Origin of the sequence: Ornithinimicrobium jinqii, from assembly GCF_045032595.1 — a bacterium.
Taxonomy (GTDB): Bacteria; Actinomycetota; Actinomycetes; order Actinomycetales; family Dermatophilaceae; genus Ornithinicoccus.
On record NZ_JBJFZS010000015.1, the window covers coordinates 1 to 22,260 of the forward strand.

A 22,260-nucleotide genomic window follows, 5' to 3' on the forward strand; every position below is an offset into this window, starting at 1 on the left:
TCACGATCGCTGTGCCCCGGGACCGGGCCGGCACGTTCGAGCCGGTCATCGTGAAGAAGCGACAACGACGCCTCTCGGACGTGGACGCGGTCGCGATCAGCCTGTTCGCCAAGGGTCTGACGACCGGGGAGATCTCTGCGCACTTCCAGGAGGTGTACGGGGCCAGCATCTGCAAGGACACGGTCTCGCGGATCACCGACAAGGTACTGGAGGAGATGGCGACCTGGTCCTCGAGGCCGCTGCAACCGGTGTACGCCGCGATCTTCATCGAGATGCTCCTATGTCAAGGCACGGACTCAAGCAACCTGCTGGACGTGCGTGGAGGCCGGGACCTGGTCGGCTCTGAGCGCGGAGTAGATGGCGTCGGAGAGTCGTCTCCGCAGCAGTCGGAGGGCGGCGACACGGTCCTTCCCGCGAGCTTCGGCCTTGGCCAGGTAGGCCTTGCCGGGTCCGACGCCGCGCGCCTGGGTTATGGCGATCATGTGGAGGGCGTAGTTCATCTGTCGGTTGCCGCCCCGGTTGAGGCGGACCTTTCCGGCCGAGGCGCCGGACCACACCGGCACGGGGGCGGTGCCGGTGAAGCGGGCGAAGGCGTCCTTGTCCCGGAACCGGTGGACGCCGGCGGTCTCGCCGATGATCACGGCCGCCGACAGCACGCCGCAGCCGGGCAGCGACAGCAGGGTCGGGGCCTGGGCATGCACGAGGTCCTTCAGCTCCTTCTCGATGTCCTTGATCTCCTCGCTCAGGTCAGCGATCCGAGCCACGAGCTTGCGCGCCAGGCGGGCGACGGTGCCCTCCTGCGTGTCGAGGAAGTCCTGGACGCGCGCCCGGGTGTTGGCCTGACGCAGGCTGCGGGACGGCAGTGCCAGGTCCGGGTCCAGCTCGTGGAGGTGCCAGCGCAGCTGGCAGCACGCGCGAGTGCGTTGCATGACCAGGTCACGGCGGTAGTCCGAGAGCAGCTTGACCTGCCGGGCAGGGCCGTCGAGCTCGGCGACCGGCAGGCCGGGGTGACGCAACGCGGCGACCGCGACGGCCTCGGCGTCGATCGGGTCGGACTTGCCCGGCGTGCGCGCTCCGCGCCGTGCCCCGGCCATCAACCTGGTCGGGACCCGTACCACGCGCTGCCCGGCGCGCAACAGGTCGCCCTCCAACCGTCTGGTCAGGTGACGGCAGTCCTCGAGGGCGAAGGTCACCTCCTCGAAGCGGGCCGCCCAGGTCAGCAGCTGCAGGTGCCCGTCAGTGTTGGCTCGCAGGGTGCACTCACCCAGGCGACGGCCGACATCGTCGACGGCGACGAAGGTGTGGGTGCGCTTGTGGGAGTCGGTGCCGATCATCACCATGGCCGTGGTCCTTCTGCTCGATACTGGGATGGACGTCCTGGTCGGCGAGTGCGGCGGGCACGCCTCAATCCAGCCCTGAGCAGGCTCCTATCAAGCCACGCCACGCCCGACGGCCAGGGCGTCCGGCCGGGCCGCACATCGGACGAGCAGCCAACGACGAGGTCCGTCGCAGCAGCGAAAAAAGGAGCGAACCCGACCGGACACCATCAGCGTGGCATTGACGCGAAGAAAGCCGAGGCCGACCTCAAGATCGCATTCGCCCGGCGCAGCTCCCGGTTCTCCTTCTCCAGCGCCACGAGCCGCTCGTGCGGATCGGGCGCCGTCGCCGGCGACCCTGCCGCCGGGTTCGGGCCACGGACCCAGTTCCGCAGCGTCGCGCCCGAGATGCCCAGCTGCTCGCCCACCTGGTTGCAGGCGCGTTTGACCGGCATCCCCGGGTTCTCCCTGATCGTCTCGTTCACCGTGCGGACCGCACGCTCACGCAGCTCCTCGCTGTACTTCCTCGGTGCAGGCATGACTCCACTCTCCCGTAGAGATCAAGACCCTCCACCAAACCCGGGGCGGTTCAGACTGAACCGCTCTTCGTGCGGCTCTGGCCGCGCATCGTGACGCCCTTGGCGAGATCCTCCACCGTTACGGTGCGACGAACCCGAGACTGTTCGGCTCGGTTGCCCGCGGTGACGTCAACGCGGACAGCGACCTCGACCTCCTCGTGGACCTGCTGCCCGACGCAGGAAACCCGTTGTTGCGCGTGGCGGGAATCAGCGAGGACCTCAGCGAGGTTGTGGGGCGTCGGGTCGATGTGGTCACCGCGGCCCTTCTGCGCGACGAGGTGTCGAGCATCGCACTCAGCGATGCGGTACCGGTGTGACCCGATCCGAGCAGGAGCGTTTCGCCGACATCCTGCACTCGATCGAGCGTTGCCAGAACTAACGCAGCATCTCGGTTCCGAGAAGTCCGGAGCGATGGCCTACGACGCCGTGCTACGCAACGTCGCCGTGATCGGTGAAGCGGTCAGGGCGCTACCCTGCGAGACGCGCGATCGTGAGCCAGAGGTCCCGTGGGGGAGCGATCGCAGGGCTGCGCAACGTCGTCGTGCACGAGTACACGAGTACTTCCGCGTAGACGCCGAGCTGATCCTCGACACCGTCGACAACCAGCTCGGGCCGCTGGCCGACCGTCGCCGCCAGCTCTGAAGCATCGCGCATGCGTGACCATGCCGCGGCTGGCCCGTCGGTGCAGGCTCACGGGGTGCTCCGCGGAACCCTGCCTCACCGGGAGCGTCACGCGATCAGCGATGGCGGGCACAGTGGCCCGGGCGGTTCGACGTGGCCAGCACGGTCGGTGAACGGGGTCGCGCGAACCTGACACAGGACTGACACGGGGAAGATCGGGCGCACAGAACCGCTCGTCAGGGAGGTGAAGGGGAGATTCCGCCACCTGCCCCCACGTGTGCTGGCGGCGTAGGTACAGGATCATGCCTGTTTCAGAACCCTCACTGACAGGGGCTGGCACACTGCTGCCCGCCTGCTACGCGTGGCGTCCTTGGCGGTGGGCCGCGGTGAAGCTCATCCGCCACCACGGGTGACGGTCGTGTCTACCGGGCGCCTGCGGCGTCTAGGGTCGACTGCAGCGACTGCGCGTAGGCCTCGCTGGTGTAGGTCGCGCTGCTCAGGGAGTCGATCTGTGCGGACTGCACGTCGAGCGCCTCCTGCCGCAGCACTGCTGCTGCACCCGCGCTGATCCACCGCGACGTGCCGTCGACGTCGGTCAGCCGGAGGGAGACGACGTCCTTCAGCCGACCGTCCTGCACGGTGACCTGCACCTGGACGTCGCCGTACCGGGTGACCACGACGGCGCCGTCGACCGTCGTGGGAAGGCGAGTGTGTGCGCGGGAGAGTGGGAGGTTCCGTGGTGGAGGGGTCTCGCCGCCGTGTGGCGGGTCGGTGGGCATGGGGTCGGGAGGGCCTCTTGGAGCTGCACGAGCACGGGTCCGGACAGCGTCGTGGCATCCGTCGTCCTCGGCGCAGCGGGGCGGCAGCCGTCGGAGTGCTCGTCGGGCGTTGACCGCCCTGGTGGACAACGTCCGGCGCCTCGGGCATCCCGGCACGAGGTCCTGCTCGAGGTCGTCGCCGACCCTGCGGTTGGGTGTGACCAGGCGGTGCGGCTCGTCGTCCAGGACTCCGGGGAAGGGAGGGAACCGGAGGACCTGGCGGTGCTACGCGAGCTGTGCCCGCGGGACCGCGACGGGTGACGGCAGCCGGTTCGGGCGGGGACTGTCCCTGGTGGAAGAGGTGGCGCGGACCCATGGTGGGGACCTGTCCGTGGCACGCACAGCACGTAGGCGCCGCCTTCACCCTGCGGCTGCCGCTGTCCCACAGGGACTCACCCTCCCACCCCTCTGAGACTGCTCCAAGAATGCCCCGGCATGCTGAGGCTGACCGGACGCCCGTCCGTCGGACCTTCTCGCACCCTCAGGAGCAGCCATGCTCGACACCATCGCCGGACTCCCGATCCACCCGCTGGTCGTCCACGCCACCGTCGTGGCGGTGCCCACCGCAGCGTTCACGGTCCTCCTGGCTGCACTGTGGCCTCGGTTCCGGCGGTGGGCGGGTTGGTTGCCGCTCGCGCTGTCGGCCGCGTCCATCGCCCTCGTTCCGCTGTCCACGTCCTCGGGGGAGTCTCTGGAGGAGCGCGTCGGTGACAGTGCGCTGGTGGAGCGGCACGCCGAGCTGGGCGAGGGGCTCCTGGTCTGGGTGGTCGTGCTGCTGCTGGCCGCTGTTGCCCTGCAGGTGCGCGACCGTCTGGCCGCTCGACGCCCGTCCAACCCCGCGGGCACCTCCGCTGCGGCAGGGGAGGGGGGACCCGGCCGCCGGCGCGCCGGTGGGCTCCTCGCGACCGTGGTAACTCTGCTGCTGGTGACGGCGGGGGTGGGGGGCACCGTGGTGCAGACCGTCCTCATCGGGCACAGCGGCGCCCAGGCCTCCTGGGACGACGTCCCTGCACCCTCCGGCGAGGGTGGGGATGAGGATGACGACTGAGGTCATCGAGACCGCCGTCCACGTCGTGCACGTCATGGGGCTGCCCTTCGGCATCCACCTGCACGGACCGGGTGCACGCAGCTCCCGGACGGCCGAGCTGGTCGGCCAGGTTCACACAGACCTGGTCGCGGCCGACCGGATCTTCAGCACCCACCGCGTCGAGAGTGACGTCAGCCGTATCGACAGGGGGCTGCTCGCCGACGCCGACGCCGACCCCGCGGCGCGGCAGAGGTACTGCGGCGCGCGGATCGTGCCCGCGCCGATACGGCCGGCCTGATCTCGGTGCACCTCCCAGGCCAGAGAGGAGGTCCAGACTCGACCCGTCCGGCGTCGTCAAGGGATGAGCGGCGCAGCGGCCCCTCGACACGTTGACGAAGATCCCCGGGGTGGACGTGTGCCCCACCGCCGGCGGCGACGTGGCACTGGGAACGGTCACCCCTGGTCGGGTGTGGTGGACCGGGGTCGAGGACCCCGTCACCGGCGGACTGCTCGGCGTCGTACCCATGACAACGGGCGCCCTGGCCACCGCGGCGATCGTGGCTGGGACGCCGCGGTCGACCTGATAGCAGGACACCAGGGCTACGAGGCTACGAGGTGCGCTCGACGCCGGGCATGCCGCTGCAGCCCGTCTGTCCGCTGAGGACGACCCTCGAGGAGTCCCGTCACGGAGGGGCCCACCCCCGGCCACGGCCACCGACCCGAGCACCTCCGCCACGTCCGCCGGACCCGTCACCAGTCCTGAGGCTGCCGCGACCGACTGAGTCAAGGAAGACGGGCTTTCGGCGACGGTTGAACCCTGACCGCTGATCGACGTGGCCGTTGACACGTAGAGACCGCGACGTTCCGCGGGATGTGGGGGCTGACGTGCGACAACTCGAACAGCATGAGAGACGTGGCTGGAGGTGCGGGCACTCCCCTCAAGCCCTGCGACCTACACAGTCAGGCACCGGTTCGTCGTTGTGCCGGTCAAGTCCGGACCGAGAGTCCCCAACTTGGGGCCTCGTGCTGGAGGCGCAGGTATAGGATCCTGCCTCGTCGCGGGAGCGGTTGGGACCCTGGTCCGAAGGCTCGGGGATGACGGACTTGATCCCTCGTGCGCGCAGCAGGGCCCGGTGCGCGCGGGCGGAGTAGGCCTGGCACGCCAGGACCGCCTCGCGGGTAGGCCGTGGTCAGCCGGCCACCCACCTCACGGGCCGCGGCCGAGATGGTCCGCCCTGGCTCGCAGCTGCACGAACCGCGCAACCGTCGCCGACAGCGGATGCCGCTCCGGCCCTTCTTCACACGACGAGAAAATGACCTCGCGACCTCCGACTCCAGGGAGGTGTGTCGCTACGGTCGCTGGCGACCGCCCCGTCGAACCCCGGTCACTATTCAGCCGCCGTTGACATACCTTGCTGCTATCCCTACTTCGTCTCCCTGGGGGATTACCGGCGCCGCCGCCCCGGGGGACAAGGTCGCCTCGCGGCGATCACCCGCGCGGCCTCGGTCTCGATCGGCTCCTGCAGCACGATCCGCCCCGGCTCGCGGACAACACCCACGCCCTCATCGGCGCGAAGTGCATCCAGCAGGTCGGACACCGCAGCCTGGGGAAGGGTCGTCGGTGCGATCACCTCTGGTGAGGGCTTGCCGGTACACACCGAGCATCCCGCCGATGCCCCCCCTCACGTCAGAGCAGGCCGCCCCCCAAACCCCACCACTGCAGGGGAACTCATCCTGAGGTGAGGCTTACCTCGGGGGTCATCGGCGGCGCAGCAGCAAGGGCCGCGATCCGCAGTGAGCGGATCGCGGCCCTCGCCCCTGGAAAGGGTCAGGTCAGCCTGCCGACATCACAGCCCGTCGACGCGATCGCTCCCGGGGGAGGAGACCGGCGACACGGTCTGGAAGTAGTTGACCAGATTGGCCAGGTCCTCCGGACCGCCAGTGAGGTCGGTGCCCGCGGTGAACGCGGTGAACATGTCCCCGCCCTCCTGGAGGAAGTTGTACATCGAGACGCGGTACCCGGTGGCCATCGCCAGCGGTACGCCGTTCAGCTCCATGGTCGAGACACGGCTCCCCTGAGGCTGGCTGTCGTCCCACGTGTAGCTGAAGCCTTCGGACACGCCCAGCGCCAGCGTCGGACGGCCGCGCTCGGGGATGTACTGCTGCTCCAAGGCCGCCTTGATCTGTTCGCCCGTCAGCGTGACGGTGACCAGCAGGTTGCCGAAGGGGGCGACGGCGTAGGCCTCCTCGTAGGTGATGTCACCCGCGTCCAGCGAGGCGCGCACGCCACCGACGTTCATGAAGGAGATCTGGGCGTTCCCGCCGTCCTCACCCTGTGTTCCCCACAGGATGGAGTCGGCGACGAGGTTGGCCATCGGCGTCTCGATACCCCGGTCACCGTTCGCGTCGCCGGTGATGGGCTCGCTCGCCTCTCCCACGACCTGCAAGGCCAGCTGGTCGGCGAGCGGGCTCCACTTGTTCAGCACCTCGGTCATGGTCGGGTCCGGGGCGAGGTCACGGGACACGAGCACGTTCTCCGAGTCCACGGCGCTGCGCACGACATCCCCGGTGGAGCGACTGATCACCAGATCGGTGTCGGTGATGAGCCGGCCGTAGGACGCAGCGCTGGTCAGCATGCGCGGCTCACCCGCCGGGTCCGCCAGCTGGCAGACGTAGGCCTGGTGGGTGTGGCCGCTGACAACCATGTCGATCGCCGGGTCGAGGCCGTCGTGGATCTCCACCACCGGGCCCGAGATGCCCTCGCACCCGTCGTAGGTGCCGGCCTGGAAGCCGCCCTCGTGCAGCAGCACCACGATGCTCTCGACACCCTGCGACTGCAGAGCCGCCGCAGCGGCGTTGGCGGTCTCGACCTCGTCCCGGAACTCGACGGTGCTCACCCCGCCGGGGCTGACCAACGTCGGGGTCTCCTCGAGGGTCATGCCGATGAAGCCGACCTGCTGGCCGGCGATCTCACGCACCTCAGTCCCGGGGAGCAGCGGCTGTCCGTCGGACTTCTTGATGACGTTGGCGGCCAGCCAGGGGAAGTCCGCCCCGTCGTACGGGGCCTCGGGGAAGTAGCAGCCGTCGACCGGGTGGCATCCGCCGTTCTGCATCCGCAGCAGCTCGTCGGTGCCCTCGTCGAACTCGTGGTTGCCGACGCTGCTGACGTCGAGCCCCAGGCCCTCGAGGGCCTCGACGGTGGGCTCGTCGTGGAACAGGCCGGAGAGGAAGGTCGACCCACCGATGAGGTCACCTGCCGCCACCGTGAGGCTCTGGTCCGCGAGGTAGGTCTGGCGTCGTGCATCCAGGTTGGCGGCCAGGTACTCCACGCCGCCCACGACCTGGCCGTCGATCGCCAGGCCCGACTCCGCCTCCAGCCGTCCGTGGAAGTCGTTGAAGGACAACAGCTGCACGTGCAGGCTGTCGTACCAGTCCGGGAAGGACGCGTTGAGCGCGTCCTCGACCGGCTGACCCAGGGCTGACTCGCCGCCGACCAGGGTGACGAGCTGGGGGGACAGCTCGTCAAGGGCGCTCCAGGTCGCGCTCGGGATGCTGGTCTGCTTCGCCAGCAGGATCGGAACCTCCTGGTAGCCGGCGAGGGCCGACGCGGTCAGAGCGTCGGGGAACTCGGTCCCGGTGGCGACGAAGACGTTCGGCACGTCGACGGGGTACTGGTCGGCGAGCAGAGCGGCGGTCTCGTAGCGGTTGGCCCCGCCGACCCGCTCCACCGGGGCGACGTTGTCGACGATGTCGACGACCTCGTCGCTGATGGCTCCGTCCTGGCCCAGCACGACGATGCGGTCGGGGTCCAGCGTGATCAGGGCCCGTGCGGTCGCCCCGGGAAGGTGGTCACCCCGCGTCAGGAGGATGGGTGCATCCAGCATGGTGGCGACGGCCCCGGCGGCCAGGGCGTCCGGAAAGTCCTCACCGGTGGCCAGGAACAGCACCTCGGGGTTGGCCGGGAACTCCTGTGCCAGCTTGGCTGCCGTCGCGTAGCGGTTGTCACCCGCGATCCGGCTCACCTCCCCGTAGGCGCCCAACGCTGCCAGCACGGCGTCGGACACCGACTCCGTGCCACCGACGACGACGATGCGGTCGGCCTGCAGATGCTCCAGCGCGGCGCGCGTGACGGCCGGCAGGTGGTCCTTCTGGGTCAGCAGCGTCGCCGAGGCTCCGTCAGGGGTCCTGGCCGCCAGCGCGTCCGGAAAGTCCTCCCCGGCAGCGACGAAAACGGTCTCGACGTCGAAGCCGTACTCCATCGCCAGGGCCGCAGCAGTGGCGTAGCGGTCTGGTCCGGCGATGCGGTCGACCGTGGGTACCCCCTGCGCGGCAAGGGACTCGGGTGCGGGCGAGGCGGGAAGGGCAGTCGATGAGAGGGTCTGAGCGGCCAGCCCGCCTCCGGCGAGCGCCAGTGTCGCCAGTGCGGCGGTCGAGCGCCGCATCCTGCGCGTCGTGGGTTTCACAGTACTCCTTTGTCGGTCTCACAAGGGATTGCACGCGCCGATGTCCGGCTCATGCCGTGGACCCTACCTCGCCAAACGTCACGTGAGCAAGACTGATTTCGTGAACTTCCGCGCCCACTCCCTGCAAATTGGTCATGAGATCCACCAGAAGGCCCGGGTCCTGACGACGACGGGGTGGGTATGGTGCGAGGGCAGTCCCGGAGGCCGACGAGTCGGAGCAGAAGCAGATCTACCAGATAGCTGCGCTCGTCCAGAAACGTCGCCCGAACGTAGCGTAAATCTGGTTCAGGACGTGGTGACGCGTCTCTTGACTGAGATGGCGTAGCCGCGTCCGAGTCTCCAGAAAAAATGGTAGCGAAAACGCCCGCTCCGAACGCGGAAAAGGGCCACTATGAGCGACCGCAGACCGTCCGGACCGGGCCAGATGGGACATGCACCGGGCCCTGCATCGGCCAGGCATCGACAGGTCAGAACCGGCCCGGGCCGTTTCCAGGTGAAGCGCCCTGGCGGCCGCTGCGACCTTTGAAAGGACAACGCGGCAGGGCGCCAGTCACACGAAGAGTCACGACCACCGCAGCACCTTGCCATCGTGTGTGTCGGATGAGCGTGGCCCTCCTCCACGCTGATGAGCGTGGCGGCCAGAAGGCCCCTTCCCATGCGGGTTGCGACGGAAGCCTGGGTCTCCGTTGGCGGAGGTGTGGAGACCCACGAGGTAGGGCCCCAGGAGCCCGCGCGCGGTCCGCCCCTCTTCTAGATGGCAGGGTGCGCTCGCCGCGTAACTGCCATACTCAGGCATGCCGAGTCATTCGAACCCTAGCCGGCGGACAACCCACTTCACGGAGAATTATAGGCTCGGGTTTTCCCGTGTGGGGCTCTTCGCCTCTCTCCTGCCGGTAATTCCGAACATCCTCTGGATTATCCTCCCGCCCGTCCCGTCCAGTCTATTTGCGAACGACTCCGGTCTCCCGTTTGTCGAAGTGGTTGGCACCGTGTGCCAGGCGCTGATGATTGCCGTACTCATCCTGGTCGTGAGCACGCGGAAACAATCGACCGCGAACAAAGTGGTCACGGGTGCGGTGGGCCTCGTGTGCCTAACCGGGTACCTGTTGCTGTGGGTGTGGTACTTCACCGCGCCGATCACACAGGTGCTCCTCCTGATGATGGCGGTCCTGCCCTCTGTCTATTTCGTCTGCGTTGGACTATACTTGAAGAACTACCCGTCTCTCATTCCGTCGACACTTTTTGCGGTGATTCACATTTCCTCCACCGCCGCGCAATACATCTAGATGTGCGAGCCATGCGACCTGCGGCGCCTGAAGCCACCAAGAGGTCGTGAATCGCTGGACCGTATGGAGTGACTGCCGAGGACGTGGTGGTTGCGGGCCGGCCTCTGGTGCTGACCACCCGGTCGACGGGAGCGACGGCTGCTGCCGCCTTCTGCGCGCACCCCGGCACCATCTGCGCGGTCGACGCTGGGGCCGGCTCGGCAACCCTGCCCGTTGGGCGATGAAGCCGAGCAGGTCGACCGGGGCGACCTGGTCAACCAGCCTGGCGACCACGGTGAAGAAGACCTTCAGGTCGAACCACGTCCACGGCACAGTGTTCGGTCGCGAGCGCGCCGCCACGAACGCGAGGTGGGCATCCAGCAACGGGTCAGGCAACGACCCCCGCGGCGTCCCGTCTTGACCCACTCAGGTGGGATCAGCTCTGTGCCGTCTCGGCCTCCAGCAACGTGCCGATGCCGGAGTGCCGGCTGGGGACATGAGTGGCCGGGGCCGCCCATGCGTTCGACCGGTCGCACCGGCCTGCGCCGCGAGCCCTGCCCCCGTGTGGCGAAGGTCGTGCCAGCGCACGTCGGGGCGGACCGCTTCCGCGGGTGCTCGGTAGAAAGGACCCCGTCTGCGGCGGGCCTGCTGGGCCGAAGGAGCTCAGCGCCGGCTCATCCGTGCTCGGCCTCCACCTCGGCAGCGCACATGCTGCAGAGCAAGGTCCCGCCGTACTGGTGCGTGCCCTCGGCCCGGCACCCGGGCACCATGCAACTCTGCATCGCGTCTCCTGCGTCTCCCCGGACCCAGCCAGGATAGACCCGTCAGCCTAGGGGAGAGATCACGACTTCGTAAAGGCCAGGGCAAGAGCTCGCAATGTCCGTTCGCTGCGTCTGCGCCGAAGACGTCCCGCGACCGTCGTGAGGTCGACGGCAGGAGACACCGTGCCCGCGGTGGGGGAGGTCACAGTTCCGTATGTGATCACGTTCCCCTCTTGTCACACGTGCACCATGACCGCATGCTGGTCCGGTCCCAGACCCTTGCAAGGAGAGTTCCCCGTGCGCCGTCCCCTCATCGCGCTGTTGTCCGCCCTGGCGGTCGCCCTGACCTCGACCCTGGCGGTCGCAGACCCGCAGGAGGGCACATCGACCTCCGGGCCGGTGGTCGACCTGCAAGCACCTGTGCACGACGTGGACCAGCGCTTCGGCTGGGTGGAGCACGACAGCGACCTCATCACGGGGCCGACCGCCGTCGTCGAGGCCGAGGTGGACGGCCTCCCGGCCCCGCAGCCCGGCGCCGAGGTCTTTCCTCGGCCAGCGGACGGGGTCTACGACGTCACCGGCGGCGGGTTCGGGCACGGCATCGGCATGTCGCAGTACGGCGCCGACGGCGCGGGCAAGGCCGGCCTGTCCCACGCGGAGATCCTGGCGTTCTACTACCCGGGCACCACGCTGGAGGCGCGTTCCACCGGTCCCGTCCGGATCGGCCTCACCATCGACAACGACGGGGTCACCCAGGTCGTGCACCGGCCGGGCCTCGTGGCCAGCAGCACCCCGGGCGGGTCGACCTACGCGCTGCCCCCTGGCTACACCCAGTGGCGGGTGCTCGCCACCGGCAGCACTCAGGGGTCCTGCCGGATGGAGGGCCACACCGCCCAGGGGAGCTGGCAGACGGTCTGGCCCGCGGCGATGCCCCAGGCGTGCCCGGTGACCTTCTCGTCGCCCTCCGAGGGGACCGTCGACCTCGTCCTGCCCGGCGGGACTGCCCGGGTCTACCGCGGTGCGCTGACCGCGACCCACCGGGGGAGCACCAGCCTGTCGACGGTGAACCACCTCCCCATGCAGCACTACCTGCGCTCGGTCGTGATGGCCGAGATGCCCACCTCCTTCCACACCGAGGCGTTGCGGTCGCAGGCGGTCGCCGCGCGCACCTACGCGCTGCGGGGCAGCAACGGCACCAGCTACTACGACACCTGCGACACCACCGCCTGCCAGGCGTACCGCGGAGCCGGGGCGCGCAGGGCCGACGGCACCATCACCGCCTACGAGCACGCCAGCACCACCTCGGCCGTGGGCGCCACCGACGGGCAGGTGCTCACCTACCCGTTCGGCACCGGTCGGGCCCTGGCCACGACGATGTACTCCTCCTCGACCGGGGGTCACACCGCACGGGGTGACGCCGGCCACGGCTACCTGCGGGCCCAGCCCGATCCCTACGACGCGGTCGCCATCAACCCGCGCCACTCGTGGACCGCCCACCTCCCGGTGTCCTCGCTGGAGCAGCGCTACGGCATCCACCGGCTCGAGCGGGTGCAGATCCTGCGCCGGGACGGAGACGGCAGCTGGGGCGGCCGGGTGCTCGAGGCCAGGGTCGAGGGATACACGGCCGCAGGTGCGTACACCTGGGCCTACGCCACCGGGGACGGGCTGTCGCTTGCACGCTCGTGGCCCACCTTCGTCACCGGACTGTCCTCCAACTACTTCACGATCCACCAGGAGGTCGAACCCACGCCCCCTGCGCAGCCCCTGTCCCGGATCGCCGGTGGGGACCGCTACGCAACGGCGGCCGAGGCTGCCCGGTCCTGGTCCCCGGGGGTCGGAGTGGTGTACGTGGTCAGCGGCCAGGACTTCCCCGATGCCCTCACCGCCGCCGCACGCGCGGGCGTCTACGACGCGCCGGTGCTGCTCACCCGCCCGGACGAGGTACCCCGGGTGACCGTGGAGGCGATGGAGCGGCTGCGTCCCCAGCGGGTCGTGGTGGTGGGGGGCCCCATGGCGGTGTCGACCCCGGCCGCGGACCGGCTTGCCCGGCTGACCACGACCGGTGCCCTCCAGCGCGTCGCCGACACGAGCCGCTACGGCACGGCCGCTGCGATGGCCTCGTTCTACCCCGCCGGCGGCGACCGGGTCTATCTGGCCAGCGGGGAGACCTTCCCCGACGCCCTTGCCGGCGCGGCGCTGGCCGCGGACCAGCAGGCACCGCTCCTCCTGACCCGCCACGGGCAGATGGACGCCGCCACGGTCCGTCAGCTGGAGCGCCTCGGGGCCCGCGAGGTGGTCGTGCTCGGGGGGACCGACGCCGTGGCCGAGACGGTGGCCCAGGAGGCCGCCCGCTACACCCGGACAGGCACGGTGCGGCGACTGGCCGGGGATGACCGCTACGCCACGATGGAGCGGGTGGCCGCCGAGTTCCCCGCTGGACGGTCTCCCGCCTACATCGCCTCCGCCCAGGGCTTCCCGGACGCGCTCGTCGGCGCGGCACTGGCCGGCAGCCGGGGCGTGCCGGTCATCCTGACCTCCAACACCAGCGTGCGCAGTGCCACGGCTGCCGCGCTGAAACGGCAGGCGCCGGGACAGATCTTCGTGCTCGGAGGCCCCACCACCATCACCGACACCACGATGGAGCGGCTGCGTCCCTTTCTGCGCTGAGCCTGGGGCCGGTCGGCCCTGGTGATGATCACGGTGGCTCGGTCCCGCCCATGGGCTCGGGGTCCTCGGGCACGCACGTGCGGACCGTGGTCCCGTGGTGCCCTGCCACGGCCACCCGGTCGGGATGGCGCACCGCCACCGCCACACCGCCACCGCCACCGCCACCGCCACCCCCGCCACGTGGTCGATCGTGACCGTCCTCGCGGTGTCGGTGTCCGCCGTGCTCCGCAGGGCACGGGTGCGCAGACGTAGGCCGGTTCTGGCGCTCGACGTGTCACAGGGTTGTCGCGGCCCTGGACGGCCGACCGTGCGGAGTTCGCCTGGGGGTCGGGCGGATGTCACGGGGACTGGGGGCGGTGTTCACCTGGCCCCGCGACTGTGACGACGCCACTCCCCATCCAATCGGAGGAACCATGAACAAGCGCATCTTCTTCACCGGCGCCGCGGCCGGTGCCCTGGTCGTCGGCCTGGCCGGCTCCGCCGTCGCCGCGAACGGCCCGATGGCTTTCGAGCCCATCCCGGACTCGGCGTACGACGCGCAGACCGCCGACTGGGACGTCCCGCTGGTCGCCCCCGAGGGCTTCACCCAGCAGCTCGTCTCCGACGAGACCGTCCGGGACATCTACGGCGGCGGGGTCGACGACCTGACCGACATGAACGTGCAGAACGAGACCGGGCCCCGCGCCGGCCGCTACCTGATCCGCACCCACGAGGTCGGCGACAACGGTGCGGTCTCCGTCGTGGACCTGAAGACCGGCCGGACCGAGGTCGTCGCCCAGGATGAGGGGTTCCACCGCCTGGACGGGATCGACTGGACCCCCTGGGGCACCGTGCTGTTCGCCGAGGAGACCAAGGGCGGCCGGCTCTTCGAGGGCTACTTCGACGCCAAGGACCCGTTCGCACCGATGCGGTGGGTCGAGCGCCCCGAGCTCGGCCTCCTGCGCCACGAGGGGATCGGCGCGACCAACCAGGCCGTCTTCGTCATCGACGAGTTCAACGGCGGGTCGATCTTCAAGTTCGAGCCCACCAAGCGCGGCGACCTCTCCGACGGTCAGCTCTACGCGCTCAAGCTCACCGGTCTCACCGACGACGAGCAGAAGTGGGGCCAGAGCACCTACGAGGACAAGGTCGGTGCCTTCGAGTGGGTCGCGCTCGACATGGACCAGGTCGTCATCGACGCCGACGTTGCCGCCGACGCGGTCGCCGCCACCGAGTTCGGTCGGCCCGAGGACGTCGAGGTGATCGGCCAGAAGCTCTACGTCGCCAACACCTCCGAGGACCGCGTGGTCGAGATCGACCTGAAGAAGGAGGTCCTCTCCAGCTTCGTGCACGCCGGCGACAACGTCCCGGCCGAGGACCGCGACGCAGGGGTCACCGGTTTCAACGGCCCCGACAACCTGGCCAAGGGCCCCGACGGCCGCCTGTGGATCGTCGAGGACAACGTGCCCAGCGACATCTGGGTGGCCGGCCGCGACAAGGACCACGACGGAGAGGCCGACTCGGTCGAGCTCTTCGCGTCTGCCAAGGACCCCGGAGCGGAGATCTCCGGCATCTACTTCGGCCAGGACCCGAAGACGCTGTACTTCAACGTCCAGCACCCCACCAAGGCGCTGGCCGACGGCACCTGGAAGATCAGCTCGCGCTGACCCTTGCCGCACCGCAGGGCCCCGGCACCCACGTGGGTGCCGGGGCCCTGCCTGCGTCCGGTCCGGGACGTCCCCGGAGGGGGAGGTATGCGGTGCGGGCGCGGCTCAGGCCTTCTGGGCCTGCTGCTCGGCCATCTTGGCCCGCACGTCGGCCATGTCGAGCGCCTTGATCTGCGAGATCACGGACTCGAGGTCGCGCGAGGGGAGGGCACCGGCCTGGCGGAAGACGAGCACGCCCTCCTTGAAGGCCATGAGCGTCGGGATCGAGGTGATCCCGGCGCCGGAGGCCAGCCCCTGCTGGTCCTCGGTGTCGACCTTGCCGAAGACGACGTCCGCGTGCTGCACGGAGGCCTTCTCGAAGACGGGGCCGAACATCTTGCACGGTCCGCACCACTCGGCCCACCAGTCGACCAGGACGATGTCGTTGTCGGTGACGGCAGCCTCGAAGGTGTCGGCGGTCAGGTTCACAGTGCTCATGTCGGTCTCAACGCAGGTGGGGGTGCAGCGCATTCCGACGGATGCACGAGAATGGTGCCCCATGAGTCCCGTGCCCTCCGTCTCCAACTCCATCACCGTCCGTCTCGAGCTGCCCGCTCGCGTGACCGCGGTCAGCGAGATCACGACCGCCGTCGCAGACGTGGGCGGGATGGTCACCGCGGTCGACATCAGCGAGTCGGGCACCGAGCGGCTGCGGGCCGACCTGACCATCGCGACCCACGGCACGGAGCACGCGGCGGAGGTCGTCGAGGCCATCGCCGGCGTCGGCGGGGTCGAGATCGGGCGGGTCAGCGACCGGACCTTCCTGGCCCACCTCGGCGGGAAGCTCGAGGTGAGGTCCAAGCTGCCGATCCGCAACCGTGACGACCTCTCGCTCGTCTACACCCCCGGCGTGGCCAAGATCTGCCAGGCCATCGCGGAGAACCCGGCCGACGCGCGCAGCCTGACGATCAAGCGCAACACCGTCGCGGTCGTCACCGACGGGTCGGCCGTCCTGGGGCTGGGCGACATCGGCCCGCTGGCGGCCCTCCCGGTGATGGAGGGCAAGGCTGCCCTCTTCAAGCGGTTCGCCGACATCGACGCCTTCCCGATCTGCCTCGACGCGCACGACGCCGACGAGATCGTGCGCATCGTCAAGGCCCTGGCGCCAGGCTTCGCCGGCATCAACCTCGAGGACATCTCCGCGCCGCGGTGCTTCCAGATCGAGGCCCGCCTGCGCGAGGAGCTCGACATCCCGGTCTTCCACGACGACCAGCACGGCACCGCGATCGTGGCGCTCGCCGCCCTCAAGAACGCCCTGCGCGTCGTGGGCAAGGAGATCGGCGACGTCAAGATCGTCATGTCCGGTGCGGGCGCGGCGGGCTCGGCGATCATCCGGCTGCTCCTGCGTGCCGGGGCGACCGACCTCGTCGTCGCCGACATCGACGGCGTCATCCACTCCCGCCGCCCCGACGTCAGGAGCGGCAGCAACGGAAACCTCGCCTGGATCGCCAGCCAGACCAACCTGGCCATGGAGACGGGCACGCTCAAGGAAGCCCTGGTCGGCGCCGACGTCTTCATCGGGGTCTCGGCCGGCAACATCCTCACCGGCGACGACATCGCGCAGATGAACGAGGACGCGATCGTCTTCGCGATGGCCAACCCGGTGCCCGAGGTGGACCCGGTCGAGGCGGGCAGGCACGCCACGGTCGTGGCCACCGGCCGCAGCGACTTCGCCAACCAGATCAACAACGTGCTGGTCTTCCCCGGCGTGTTCCGAGGGCTCCTGGACGCGGCCAGCGACCACATCGACGACGAGATGCTGATGGCTGCGGCGAGCGCCCTGGCTGACGTCGTCGCCCCGGACGAGCTCAACCCGACCTACATCATCCCCAGCGTCTTCAACCCCGAGGCCACCAAGGCGGTCGCCGCGGCGGTCGAGGCGGCGGCCCGTTCGCGCCACGCTGGAGCAGGGTCCTGACCGACCAGCCGGAGCGCGACCGGCTGGGTGTCGACCCCGTGCGCCTCCTCGTCTGGTGCGCGCTCCTGGTCTCGCTCGTCGTGCAGGTCGTCGGCCTCTACTCCGGCACCGTCCCGGGGCCGGAGAGCCTGACCCGCCTCGACAAGATCAACCACCTCGTGGGCTTCGCCGTGCCGGCGGCCCTGGCCTGGTGGCTCGGTGCCCGGTGGATCGTCGGCGTGCTGGTCCTGCACGCCCTGGTCAGCGAGCCGCTCCAGGGCTGGCTGGCGTCCCTGCGGCACCCGGACGTCCTCGACACCGTCGCCGACCTGCTCGGTCTTGCCGTCGGCGTCGGGGTGGTGGAGTGGCTCCGTCGCGCGCGCACGCGCCGGTCCGCCATGATGGGGGAGGACGGAGGTCACGGACGTGGGTGAGGACATGGACTGGACGACCGGCAGGCTGCTGGTGGCCACCCCTCTCACGGGCGGTGCCTTCGAACGCTCCGTGGTCCTCGTCCTCCACCACGACGAGGACGGCGCCCACGGGCTGGTGCTCAACCAACCGCTGGAGGCCAGCGTCGACGCAGTCCTGCCGCAGTGGCAGCCGTTCGTCACCGAGCCGGGTGTGCTGTTCCAGGGGGGGCCGGTCGGGATGGACACCGCGATGGGTCTGGTGAGCCTGCCCGGTCACGACGTCGACGACCCGCCGCTGGGCACGCAGGTGCTCTTCGGCGGCATCGGGCTGCTCGATCTCGACGCTCCCGCACCGCTCGTCGTCCCCGAGCTCGGGGCGTTCCGGGTCTTCATCGGGTACGCCGGGTGGACCGGCGGTCAGCTCGACGCCGAGGTCGCGCAGGGGGCCTGGTACGTCGTGCCCCGAGAGGCGGGCGATCCGTTCCACGCTGATACCGACGGTCTCTGGCGCGAGGTGCTCCTGCGTCAGCGGTCGACCCTCTCGCTGGTGACCACCTGGACCGACAGCCCCGAGCTCAACTAGAAGACAGCTCGACGAGGGGAGACAGGGGCGTCGGACCACGACGCCGACCTACACTGGCCTCATGTCGACCGAGCGCATGTCCGACCAGCCCCTCGACGCGCCCGAGGCCCCGAGCGGCCCGTCCACCCAGACGGCCCTGCTCGAGCGCACGGACACCAGCGTCAGCCCGGACCTGTCGGAGCCGGGCGACCACGAACGCTTCTCCCACTACGTCCGCAAGGAGAAGATCCTGGAGAGCGCCATGTCCGGCAACCCGGTGATCGCCCTGTGCGGCAAGGTGTGGGTGCCCGGCCGCGACCCCCAGAAGTTCCCGGTCTGCCCGATGTGCAAGGAGATCTACGCCGGTCTGCGGGCACCGCAGGACGGCGGCGGCGACAAGGGCGGCGGCGAGGGCTGAGCCGCCCGGTGGCGCGGCCCACGCGCACCGCATACCACGACCGTCCTGGTGTCCCGGGCGCGTCGGTGTCGGGTGAGTCGGGTCCGCGGACGACCTAAACTAGGCGGGCCATGTCGACCTCTGCCGCCTCCCACCTGCCCCCCGCCTACCCGGAGCGCGCGGCCTGGGGGACCGCTGGCAAGCTGCGTGCCTGGCAGGCCGACGCCCTGCAGCAGTACCTGACCGCGCGCCCCCGCGACTTCCTCGCCGTCGCCACGCCCGGGGCCGGGAAGACGACGTTCGCGCTGCGGGTGGCGACGGAGCTGCTCGACCGCGGCGAGGTGACCCGCGTGACCGTGGTCGCCCCGACCGAGCACCTCAAGACCCAGTGGGCGGAGGCTGCGGCCAAGGTCGGCATCCGCATCGACCCCCGGTTCGCCAACGCCCAGGGACGGCACGGCAGCGACTTCGACGGCATCGCGGTCACCTACGCGGGGGTCGCCAGCAAGCCGCTGCTGCACCGGGCCCGCACCGAGGCGGCCCGCACCCTGGTCATCCTGGACGAGGTCCACCACGGCGGCGATGCCCTGTCCTGGGGCGAGGCCATCCGCGACGCCTTCGAGCCGGCCGCCCGCCGGCTCTCCCTCACCGGCACCCCCTTCCGCTCCGACACCGCGGCGATCCCGTTCGTCCGCTACGAGATGGACAGCGAGGGGGTGCTGCGCTCCTCCGCCGACTACACCTACGGGTATGCCGAGGCGCTGCGGGACGGGGTCGTGCGTCCCGTGCTGTTCCTCTCCTACGGCGGCACCATGCGGTGGCGCACCCGGGTGGGTGACGAGCTCGAGGCCAGGCTGGGCGAGCAGCTGACCAAGGACGTCACCAAGCAGGCGTGGCGCACCGCGCTGGACCCGGCGGGGGACTGGGTGCCCGCCGTCCTGTCCGCGGCTGACAAGCGGCTGTCCGAGGTGCGCCGGCACGTCGAGGACGCCGGGGGCCTGGTGATCGCCACCGACCAGACCTCCGCGCGTGCCTACGCCCGTCAGCTCGAGGCCGTGTCGGGGGAGAGGCCGATCGTCGTGCTCTCCGACGATGTGGGCGCCTCGGCGCGGATCGAGGAGTTCGCCCAGAGCGACGCGCGGTGGATGGTCGCGGTGCGCATGGTCTCCGAGGGTGTCGACGTGCCGCGGTTGGCGGTCGGCGTCTACGCGACCGCCACCTCCACGCCCCTGTTCTTCGCGCAGGCGATCGGCCGTTTCGTGCGCGCCCGGCGGCGGGGCGAGACGGCCTCGATCTTCCTGCCCAACGTGGCCCTGCTGCTCGGGCACGCCGGCTCGATGGAGATCGAGCGCGACCACGCGCTCGCCAGGGAGACCTCGGACGACGACGACCAGCTGTGGTCGGACGAGGAGGGGCTGCTGGCCGCCGCCAACGCCGAGGAGTCGGCCTCGGGCGAGCTGGAAGGGTCCTTCGAGGCGCTGCACTCGGCGGCCGAGTTCGACCACGTGCTCTTCGACGCCGAGCAGTTCGGGCTCGGCGGCCTGCCCGGGTCGCAGGACGAGGAGGAGTTCCTCGGCCTGCCCGGGCTGCTCGAACCGGACCAGGTCGCCCACGTCCTGCGCGAGCGTCAGAAGAAGCAGGTCGGACGCGGTGGCGGCAAGGAGCGGGCGGAGGCGGTCTCGGCCCACCGGGCGCTGGCGGAGCACCGCAAGGAGCTCAACAAGCTGGTCTCGGCCTACGCCCTGAAGAAGGGCCAGCCGCACGCGTCGGTGCACGCCGAGCTGCGTCGCACGTGTGGCGGGTCGGAGCTCGCGACCGCGAGCTCCGACCAGGTCAGAGAACGGATCGCACTCATCCGACGCTGGTTCGTCGGCCGGACGTAGAAGAGCCACGAACCGGAGACCTCGGGGCCCGCTGGCTCGCCCGGGGGAGCGGGAGACCGACCGGCGTGATGCCTTGCGGAGCGCTCAGCGCAGCAGGGGTGAGGTCCGGTAGGGGATCGGCGTCGACAGGCAGATCACGGTGGCCGAGCGCGCCACCAGCCCGTGGGCGTCGATCTGGTCGATGACCCGCTGCAGGTCGGCGTTGTCGCGCGCCACGACCCGCACCATGACGTCGCCGGACCCCGTGATCGTGTGCGCCTCGAGGACCTCCGGGACGGTCCGCAGGTGCTCCATCACCTGCCCGTCCCCGGTGCCCTGGTGCACCTCCAGGGTGGTGTATGCCGTGACGGGGTAGCCGAGCGCGGTCGTGTCCAGGTGCGGGGCGAAGCTACGGATCACGCCCCGGGAGAGCAGCTTGTCGAGGCGGCTCTGCACGGTTCCCCTGGCCACCCCCAACCGGCGGGAGGCCCCGAGGACGCCGATCTGCGGCTCCTGCGCCAGGAGGGCCAGCAGCCGGGCGTCCAGGTCGTCGATCGCAGGGCTCCTGGTCATGGACACAGTGTGCAGCACCAGGCGCCATCCGCAGGTCAATGTGTGCATGCTGCCTACCCCGTCAGGGCGTGCTTGCACGGCATACCTCCCTCGGCCACGCTCGGGGACATGACTGACACCGCCGTCCGACTGACCGACCAGGAGCGCGAGGCCCACCTCGAGCTCGACCAGCTCAAGCAGCTCGTCGGGCTCGTGCCCTACGACGAGTCCACCGACGTCTTCCCCGTGACCGGCTGGGACGCCATCCACTTCGTGGTGGGCAACGCGACGCAGGCCGCGCACTTCTACGAGTCCGCCTTCGGCATGGAGCTGATCGGCTACTCGGGTCCCGAGAACGGCAACCGTGACCACAAGGCGTTCGTGCTGAGGTCCGGCTCCATCCGGTTCGTGATCAAGGGTGGGGTGGACCCCGAGAGTCCGCTCCACGACCACGTCCGCCAGCACGGCGACGGTGTCGTCGACATCTCCCTGGAGGTGCCGGACGTCGACCGGTGCATCGAGCACGCGCGAAGCATCGGCGCCACGATCCTGCAGGAGCCCGAGGACCTCACGGACGAGCACGGCACCGTGCGCGTCGCCGCGATCGCGACCTACGGCGAGACGCGCCACACCCTCGTCCAGCGCAAGGACTACACCGGTCCCTACCTCCCCGGCTACGTCGAGCGGTCCTCCACCTACGTCAAGCGCGAGGGGGAGCCGAAGCGGCTGTTCCAGGCGCTGGACCACATCGTCGGCAACGTCGAGCTGGGCAAGATGGACAGGTGGGTGGAGTTCTACAACAAGGTCATGGGCTTCGTGAACATGGCCGAGTTCATCGGTGACGACATCGCCACCGACTACTCCGCGCTGATGTCCAAGGTCGTGGCCAACGGCAACCACCGCGTGAAGTTCCCGCTCAACGAGCCAGCGGTCGCCAAGCGGAAGAGCCAGATCGACGAGTACCTGGAGTTCTACCGCGGCCCTGGGGCCCAGCACCTGGCGCTGGCCACCAACGACATCCTCTCGACCGTGGACCACCTGCGCGCCAACGGGATCGAGTTCCTCGAGACCCCCGACTCCTACTACGAGGACCCGGAGCTGCGCCGCCGGATCGGCGAGGTGCGGGTGACGATCGACGAGCTGCAGTCCAGGGGCATCCTGGTCGACCGTGACGAGGACGGCTACCTCCTCCAGATCTTCACCCGTCCGGTGCAGGACCGCCCGACGGTGTTCTTCGAGCTGATCGAGCGTCACGGCTCGCTCGGCTTCGGCAAGGGCAACTTCAAGGCCCTCTTCGAGGCGATCGAGCGCGAGCAGGAGCGACGCGGCAACCTCTGAACCGTCTCCCGCGACGCGACCGGCCACTCCCAGGTTCC

20 protein-coding genes and 2 pseudogenes are annotated in these 22,260 nt (G+C 70.0%); 15 read left to right on the top strand and 7 right to left on the bottom strand.

Annotated features, from left to right (window positions below; all coding sequences use genetic code 11):
• Positions 1–273: pseudogene (locus ACI3ET_RS06245) on the top strand (transposase); the annotation flags it as partial.
• A gap of 23 nt (positions 274–296) precedes the next feature.
• Here ACI3ET_RS06245 and ACI3ET_RS06250 read toward each other — a convergent pair.
• Together ACI3ET_RS06250 and ACI3ET_RS06255 are read right to left on the bottom strand one after the other, a co-directional pair.
• Positions 297–1,340: an IS110 family RNA-guided transposase gene (locus tag ACI3ET_RS06250; protein ID WP_405032126.1), complete on the bottom strand. Its 1,044-nt coding sequence runs from the start codon at positions 1,338–1,340 to the stop codon at positions 297–299.
• Positions 1,341–1,546: 206 nt separating this feature from the next.
• Positions 1,547–1,855 carry a transposase gene (locus ACI3ET_RS06255; RefSeq protein ID WP_405032127.1) on the bottom strand — a complete coding sequence of 103 codons (309 nt, stop codon included), beginning with the start codon at positions 1,853–1,855 and terminating at the stop codon, positions 1,547–1,549.
• Between the two features lie 140 nt (positions 1,856–1,995).
• Between ACI3ET_RS06255 and ACI3ET_RS06260 the strand changes: the two genes are divergently transcribed.
• Both ACI3ET_RS06260 and ACI3ET_RS06265 read left to right on the top strand, forming a co-directional pair.
• Positions 1,996–2,211 (top strand): nucleotidyltransferase domain-containing protein, encoded by a 216-nt coding sequence (locus tag ACI3ET_RS06260; protein WP_405032226.1) that lies wholly within the window; start codon positions 1,996–1,998, stop codon positions 2,209–2,211.
• 94 nt (positions 2,212–2,305) lie between these two features.
• Positions 2,306–2,536: a HepT-like ribonuclease domain-containing protein gene (locus ACI3ET_RS06265; RefSeq protein ID WP_405032128.1), complete on the top strand. Its 231-nt coding sequence runs from the start codon at positions 2,306–2,308 to the stop codon at positions 2,534–2,536.
• Positions 2,537–2,937: 401 nt separating this feature from the next.
• Here ACI3ET_RS06265 and ACI3ET_RS06270 read toward each other — a convergent pair whose 3' ends face one another.
• Positions 2,938–3,192, bottom strand: coding sequence for an FMN-binding protein (locus ACI3ET_RS06270; RefSeq protein ID WP_405032129.1), 255 nt, complete (start codon positions 3,190–3,192; stop codon positions 2,938–2,940).
• A gap of 634 nt (positions 3,193–3,826) precedes the next feature.
• On the opposite strand from ACI3ET_RS06270, the gene ACI3ET_RS06275 reads away from it, so the two are divergent.
• The 3 genes from ACI3ET_RS06275 (at position 3,827) to ACI3ET_RS06285 (ending at position 4,944) form a co-directional block, all read left to right on the top strand.
• Positions 3,827–4,381, top strand: coding sequence for a DUF2231 domain-containing protein (locus tag ACI3ET_RS06275; RefSeq protein ID WP_405032130.1), 555 nt, complete (start codon positions 3,827–3,829; stop codon positions 4,379–4,381).
• Positions 4,371–4,658 carry a hypothetical protein gene (locus ACI3ET_RS06280; protein ID WP_405032131.1) on the top strand — a complete coding sequence of 96 codons (288 nt, stop codon included), beginning with the start codon at positions 4,371–4,373 and terminating at the stop codon, positions 4,656–4,658. The genes ACI3ET_RS06275 and ACI3ET_RS06280 overlap by 11 nt, the downstream gene beginning before the upstream one ends.
• Positions 4,659–4,749: 91 nt before the next feature.
• Positions 4,750–4,944: a hypothetical protein gene (locus ACI3ET_RS06285; RefSeq protein WP_405032132.1), complete on the top strand. Its 195-nt coding sequence runs from the start codon at positions 4,750–4,752 to the stop codon at positions 4,942–4,944.
• A gap of 474 nt (positions 4,945–5,418) precedes the next feature.
• Here the strand turns inward: ACI3ET_RS06285 and ACI3ET_RS06290 are convergent.
• Together ACI3ET_RS06290 and ACI3ET_RS06295 are read right to left on the bottom strand one after the other, a co-directional pair.
• Positions 5,419–5,550 (bottom strand): annotated as a pseudogene (locus ACI3ET_RS06290) (IS5/IS1182 family transposase); the annotation flags it as partial.
• A 657-nt stretch (positions 5,551–6,207) separates the two neighbouring features.
• A complete protein-coding gene (locus ACI3ET_RS06295) occupies positions 6,208–8,823 on the bottom strand; it encodes a cell wall-binding repeat-containing protein (protein ID WP_405032133.1) in 2,616 nt (871 codons plus the stop codon).
• An 866-nt stretch (positions 8,824–9,689) separates the two neighbouring features.
• Here ACI3ET_RS06295 and ACI3ET_RS06300 point away from each other — a divergent pair.
• The 3 genes from ACI3ET_RS06300 (at position 9,690) to ACI3ET_RS06310 (ending at position 15,162) form a co-directional block, all read left to right on the top strand.
• Positions 9,690–10,109 carry a hypothetical protein gene (locus ACI3ET_RS06300; protein WP_405032134.1) on the top strand — a complete coding sequence of 140 codons (420 nt, stop codon included), beginning with the start codon at positions 9,690–9,692 and terminating at the stop codon, positions 10,107–10,109.
• Positions 10,110–11,146: 1,037 nt separating this feature from the next.
• Entirely contained in the window at positions 11,147–13,516 is a 2,370-nt protein-coding gene (locus ACI3ET_RS06305) for a cell wall-binding repeat-containing protein (RefSeq protein WP_405032135.1), read from the top strand.
• A 413-nt stretch (positions 13,517–13,929) separates the two neighbouring features.
• Positions 13,930–15,162 carry an alkaline phosphatase PhoX gene (locus ACI3ET_RS06310; RefSeq protein WP_405032136.1) on the top strand — a complete coding sequence of 411 codons (1,233 nt, stop codon included), beginning with the start codon at positions 13,930–13,932 and terminating at the stop codon, positions 15,160–15,162.
• Between the two features lie 105 nt (positions 15,163–15,267).
• Here ACI3ET_RS06310 and trxA read toward each other — a convergent pair whose 3' ends face one another.
• Positions 15,268–15,639, bottom strand: a complete 372-nt coding sequence (trxA, locus tag ACI3ET_RS06315) for a thioredoxin (protein WP_405032137.1) — start codon at positions 15,637–15,639, stop codon at positions 15,268–15,270.
• A 61-nt stretch (positions 15,640–15,700) separates the two neighbouring features.
• On the opposite strand from trxA, the gene ACI3ET_RS06320 reads away from it, so the two are divergent.
• The 5 genes from ACI3ET_RS06320 to ACI3ET_RS06340 all read left to right on the top strand — a co-directional run bounded on the left by ACI3ET_RS06320 (position 15,701) and on the right by ACI3ET_RS06340 (position 20,353).
• The gene (locus ACI3ET_RS06320; protein WP_405032138.1) at positions 15,701–17,119 is read left to right on the top strand and encodes an NAD-dependent malic enzyme; all 1,419 of its coding nucleotides are present in this window, start codon (positions 15,701–15,703) and stop codon (positions 17,117–17,119) included.
• Positions 17,120–17,157: 38 nt separating this feature from the next.
• Positions 17,158–17,532 (top strand): VanZ family protein, encoded by a 375-nt coding sequence (locus ACI3ET_RS06325; protein WP_405032139.1) that lies wholly within the window; start codon positions 17,158–17,160, stop codon positions 17,530–17,532.
• Positions 17,525–18,094 carry a YqgE/AlgH family protein gene (locus ACI3ET_RS06330; RefSeq protein WP_405032140.1) on the top strand — a complete coding sequence of 190 codons (570 nt, stop codon included), beginning with the start codon at positions 17,525–17,527 and terminating at the stop codon, positions 18,092–18,094. Before ACI3ET_RS06325 ends, ACI3ET_RS06330 begins: the two co-directional genes overlap by 8 nt.
• A 61-nt stretch (positions 18,095–18,155) precedes the next feature.
• Entirely contained in the window at positions 18,156–18,491 is a 336-nt protein-coding gene (locus tag ACI3ET_RS06335) for a DUF3039 domain-containing protein (protein WP_405032141.1), read from the top strand.
• Between the two features lie 110 nt (positions 18,492–18,601).
• Positions 18,602–20,353 carry a DEAD/DEAH box helicase gene (locus ACI3ET_RS06340; RefSeq protein ID WP_405032142.1) on the top strand — a complete coding sequence of 584 codons (1,752 nt, stop codon included), beginning with the start codon at positions 18,602–18,604 and terminating at the stop codon, positions 20,351–20,353.
• Between the two features lie 84 nt (positions 20,354–20,437).
• Here ACI3ET_RS06340 and ACI3ET_RS06345 read toward each other — a convergent pair whose 3' ends face one another.
• Entirely contained in the window at positions 20,438–20,905 is a 468-nt protein-coding gene (locus ACI3ET_RS06345; protein WP_405032143.1) for an Lrp/AsnC family transcriptional regulator, read from the bottom strand.
• A 108-nt stretch (positions 20,906–21,013) separates the two neighbouring features.
• On the opposite strand from ACI3ET_RS06345, the gene hppD reads away from it, so the two are divergent.
• A complete protein-coding gene (gene hppD, locus ACI3ET_RS06350; RefSeq protein ID WP_405032144.1) occupies positions 21,014–22,222 on the top strand; it encodes a 4-hydroxyphenylpyruvate dioxygenase in 1,209 nt (402 codons plus the stop codon).
• Positions 22,223–22,260: the final 38 nt, after the last annotated feature.

What these genes read in the sequence shown, in the direction of transcription:
- trxA (WP_405032137.1), bottom strand. Translation starts at nt 15,639, where the DNA reads ATGAGCACTGTGAACCTGACCGCCGACACCTTCGAGGCTGCCGTCACC.
- ACI3ET_RS06345 (WP_405032143.1), bottom strand. Translation starts at nt 20,905, where the DNA reads ATGACCAGGAGCCCTGCGATCGACGACCTGGACGCCCGGCTGCTGGCC.
- ACI3ET_RS06250 (WP_405032126.1), bottom strand. Translation starts at nt 1,340, where the DNA reads ATGGTGATGATCGGCACCGACTCCCACAAGCGCACCCACACCTTCGTC.
- ACI3ET_RS06340 (WP_405032142.1), top strand. Translation starts at nt 18,602, where the DNA reads ATGTCGACCTCTGCCGCCTCCCACCTGCCCCCCGCCTACCCGGAGCGC.
- ACI3ET_RS06275 (WP_405032130.1), top strand. Translation starts at nt 3,827, where the DNA reads ATGCTCGACACCATCGCCGGACTCCCGATCCACCCGCTGGTCGTCCAC.
- ACI3ET_RS06320 (WP_405032138.1), top strand. Translation starts at nt 15,701, where the DNA reads ATGAGTCCCGTGCCCTCCGTCTCCAACTCCATCACCGTCCGTCTCGAG.
- ACI3ET_RS06255 (WP_405032127.1), bottom strand. Translation starts at nt 1,855, where the DNA reads ATGCCTGCACCGAGGAAGTACAGCGAGGAGCTGCGTGAGCGTGCGGTC.
- ACI3ET_RS06335 (WP_405032141.1), top strand. Translation starts at nt 18,156, where the DNA reads ATGTCGACCGAGCGCATGTCCGACCAGCCCCTCGACGCGCCCGAGGCC.
- ACI3ET_RS06265 (WP_405032128.1), top strand. Translation starts at nt 2,306, where the DNA reads ATGGCCTACGACGCCGTGCTACGCAACGTCGCCGTGATCGGTGAAGCG.
- hppD (WP_405032144.1), top strand. Translation starts at nt 21,014, where the DNA reads ATGACTGACACCGCCGTCCGACTGACCGACCAGGAGCGCGAGGCCCAC.
- ACI3ET_RS06280 (WP_405032131.1), top strand. Translation starts at nt 4,371, where the DNA reads ATGACGACTGAGGTCATCGAGACCGCCGTCCACGTCGTGCACGTCATG.
- ACI3ET_RS06310 (WP_405032136.1), top strand. Translation starts at nt 13,930, where the DNA reads ATGAACAAGCGCATCTTCTTCACCGGCGCCGCGGCCGGTGCCCTGGTC.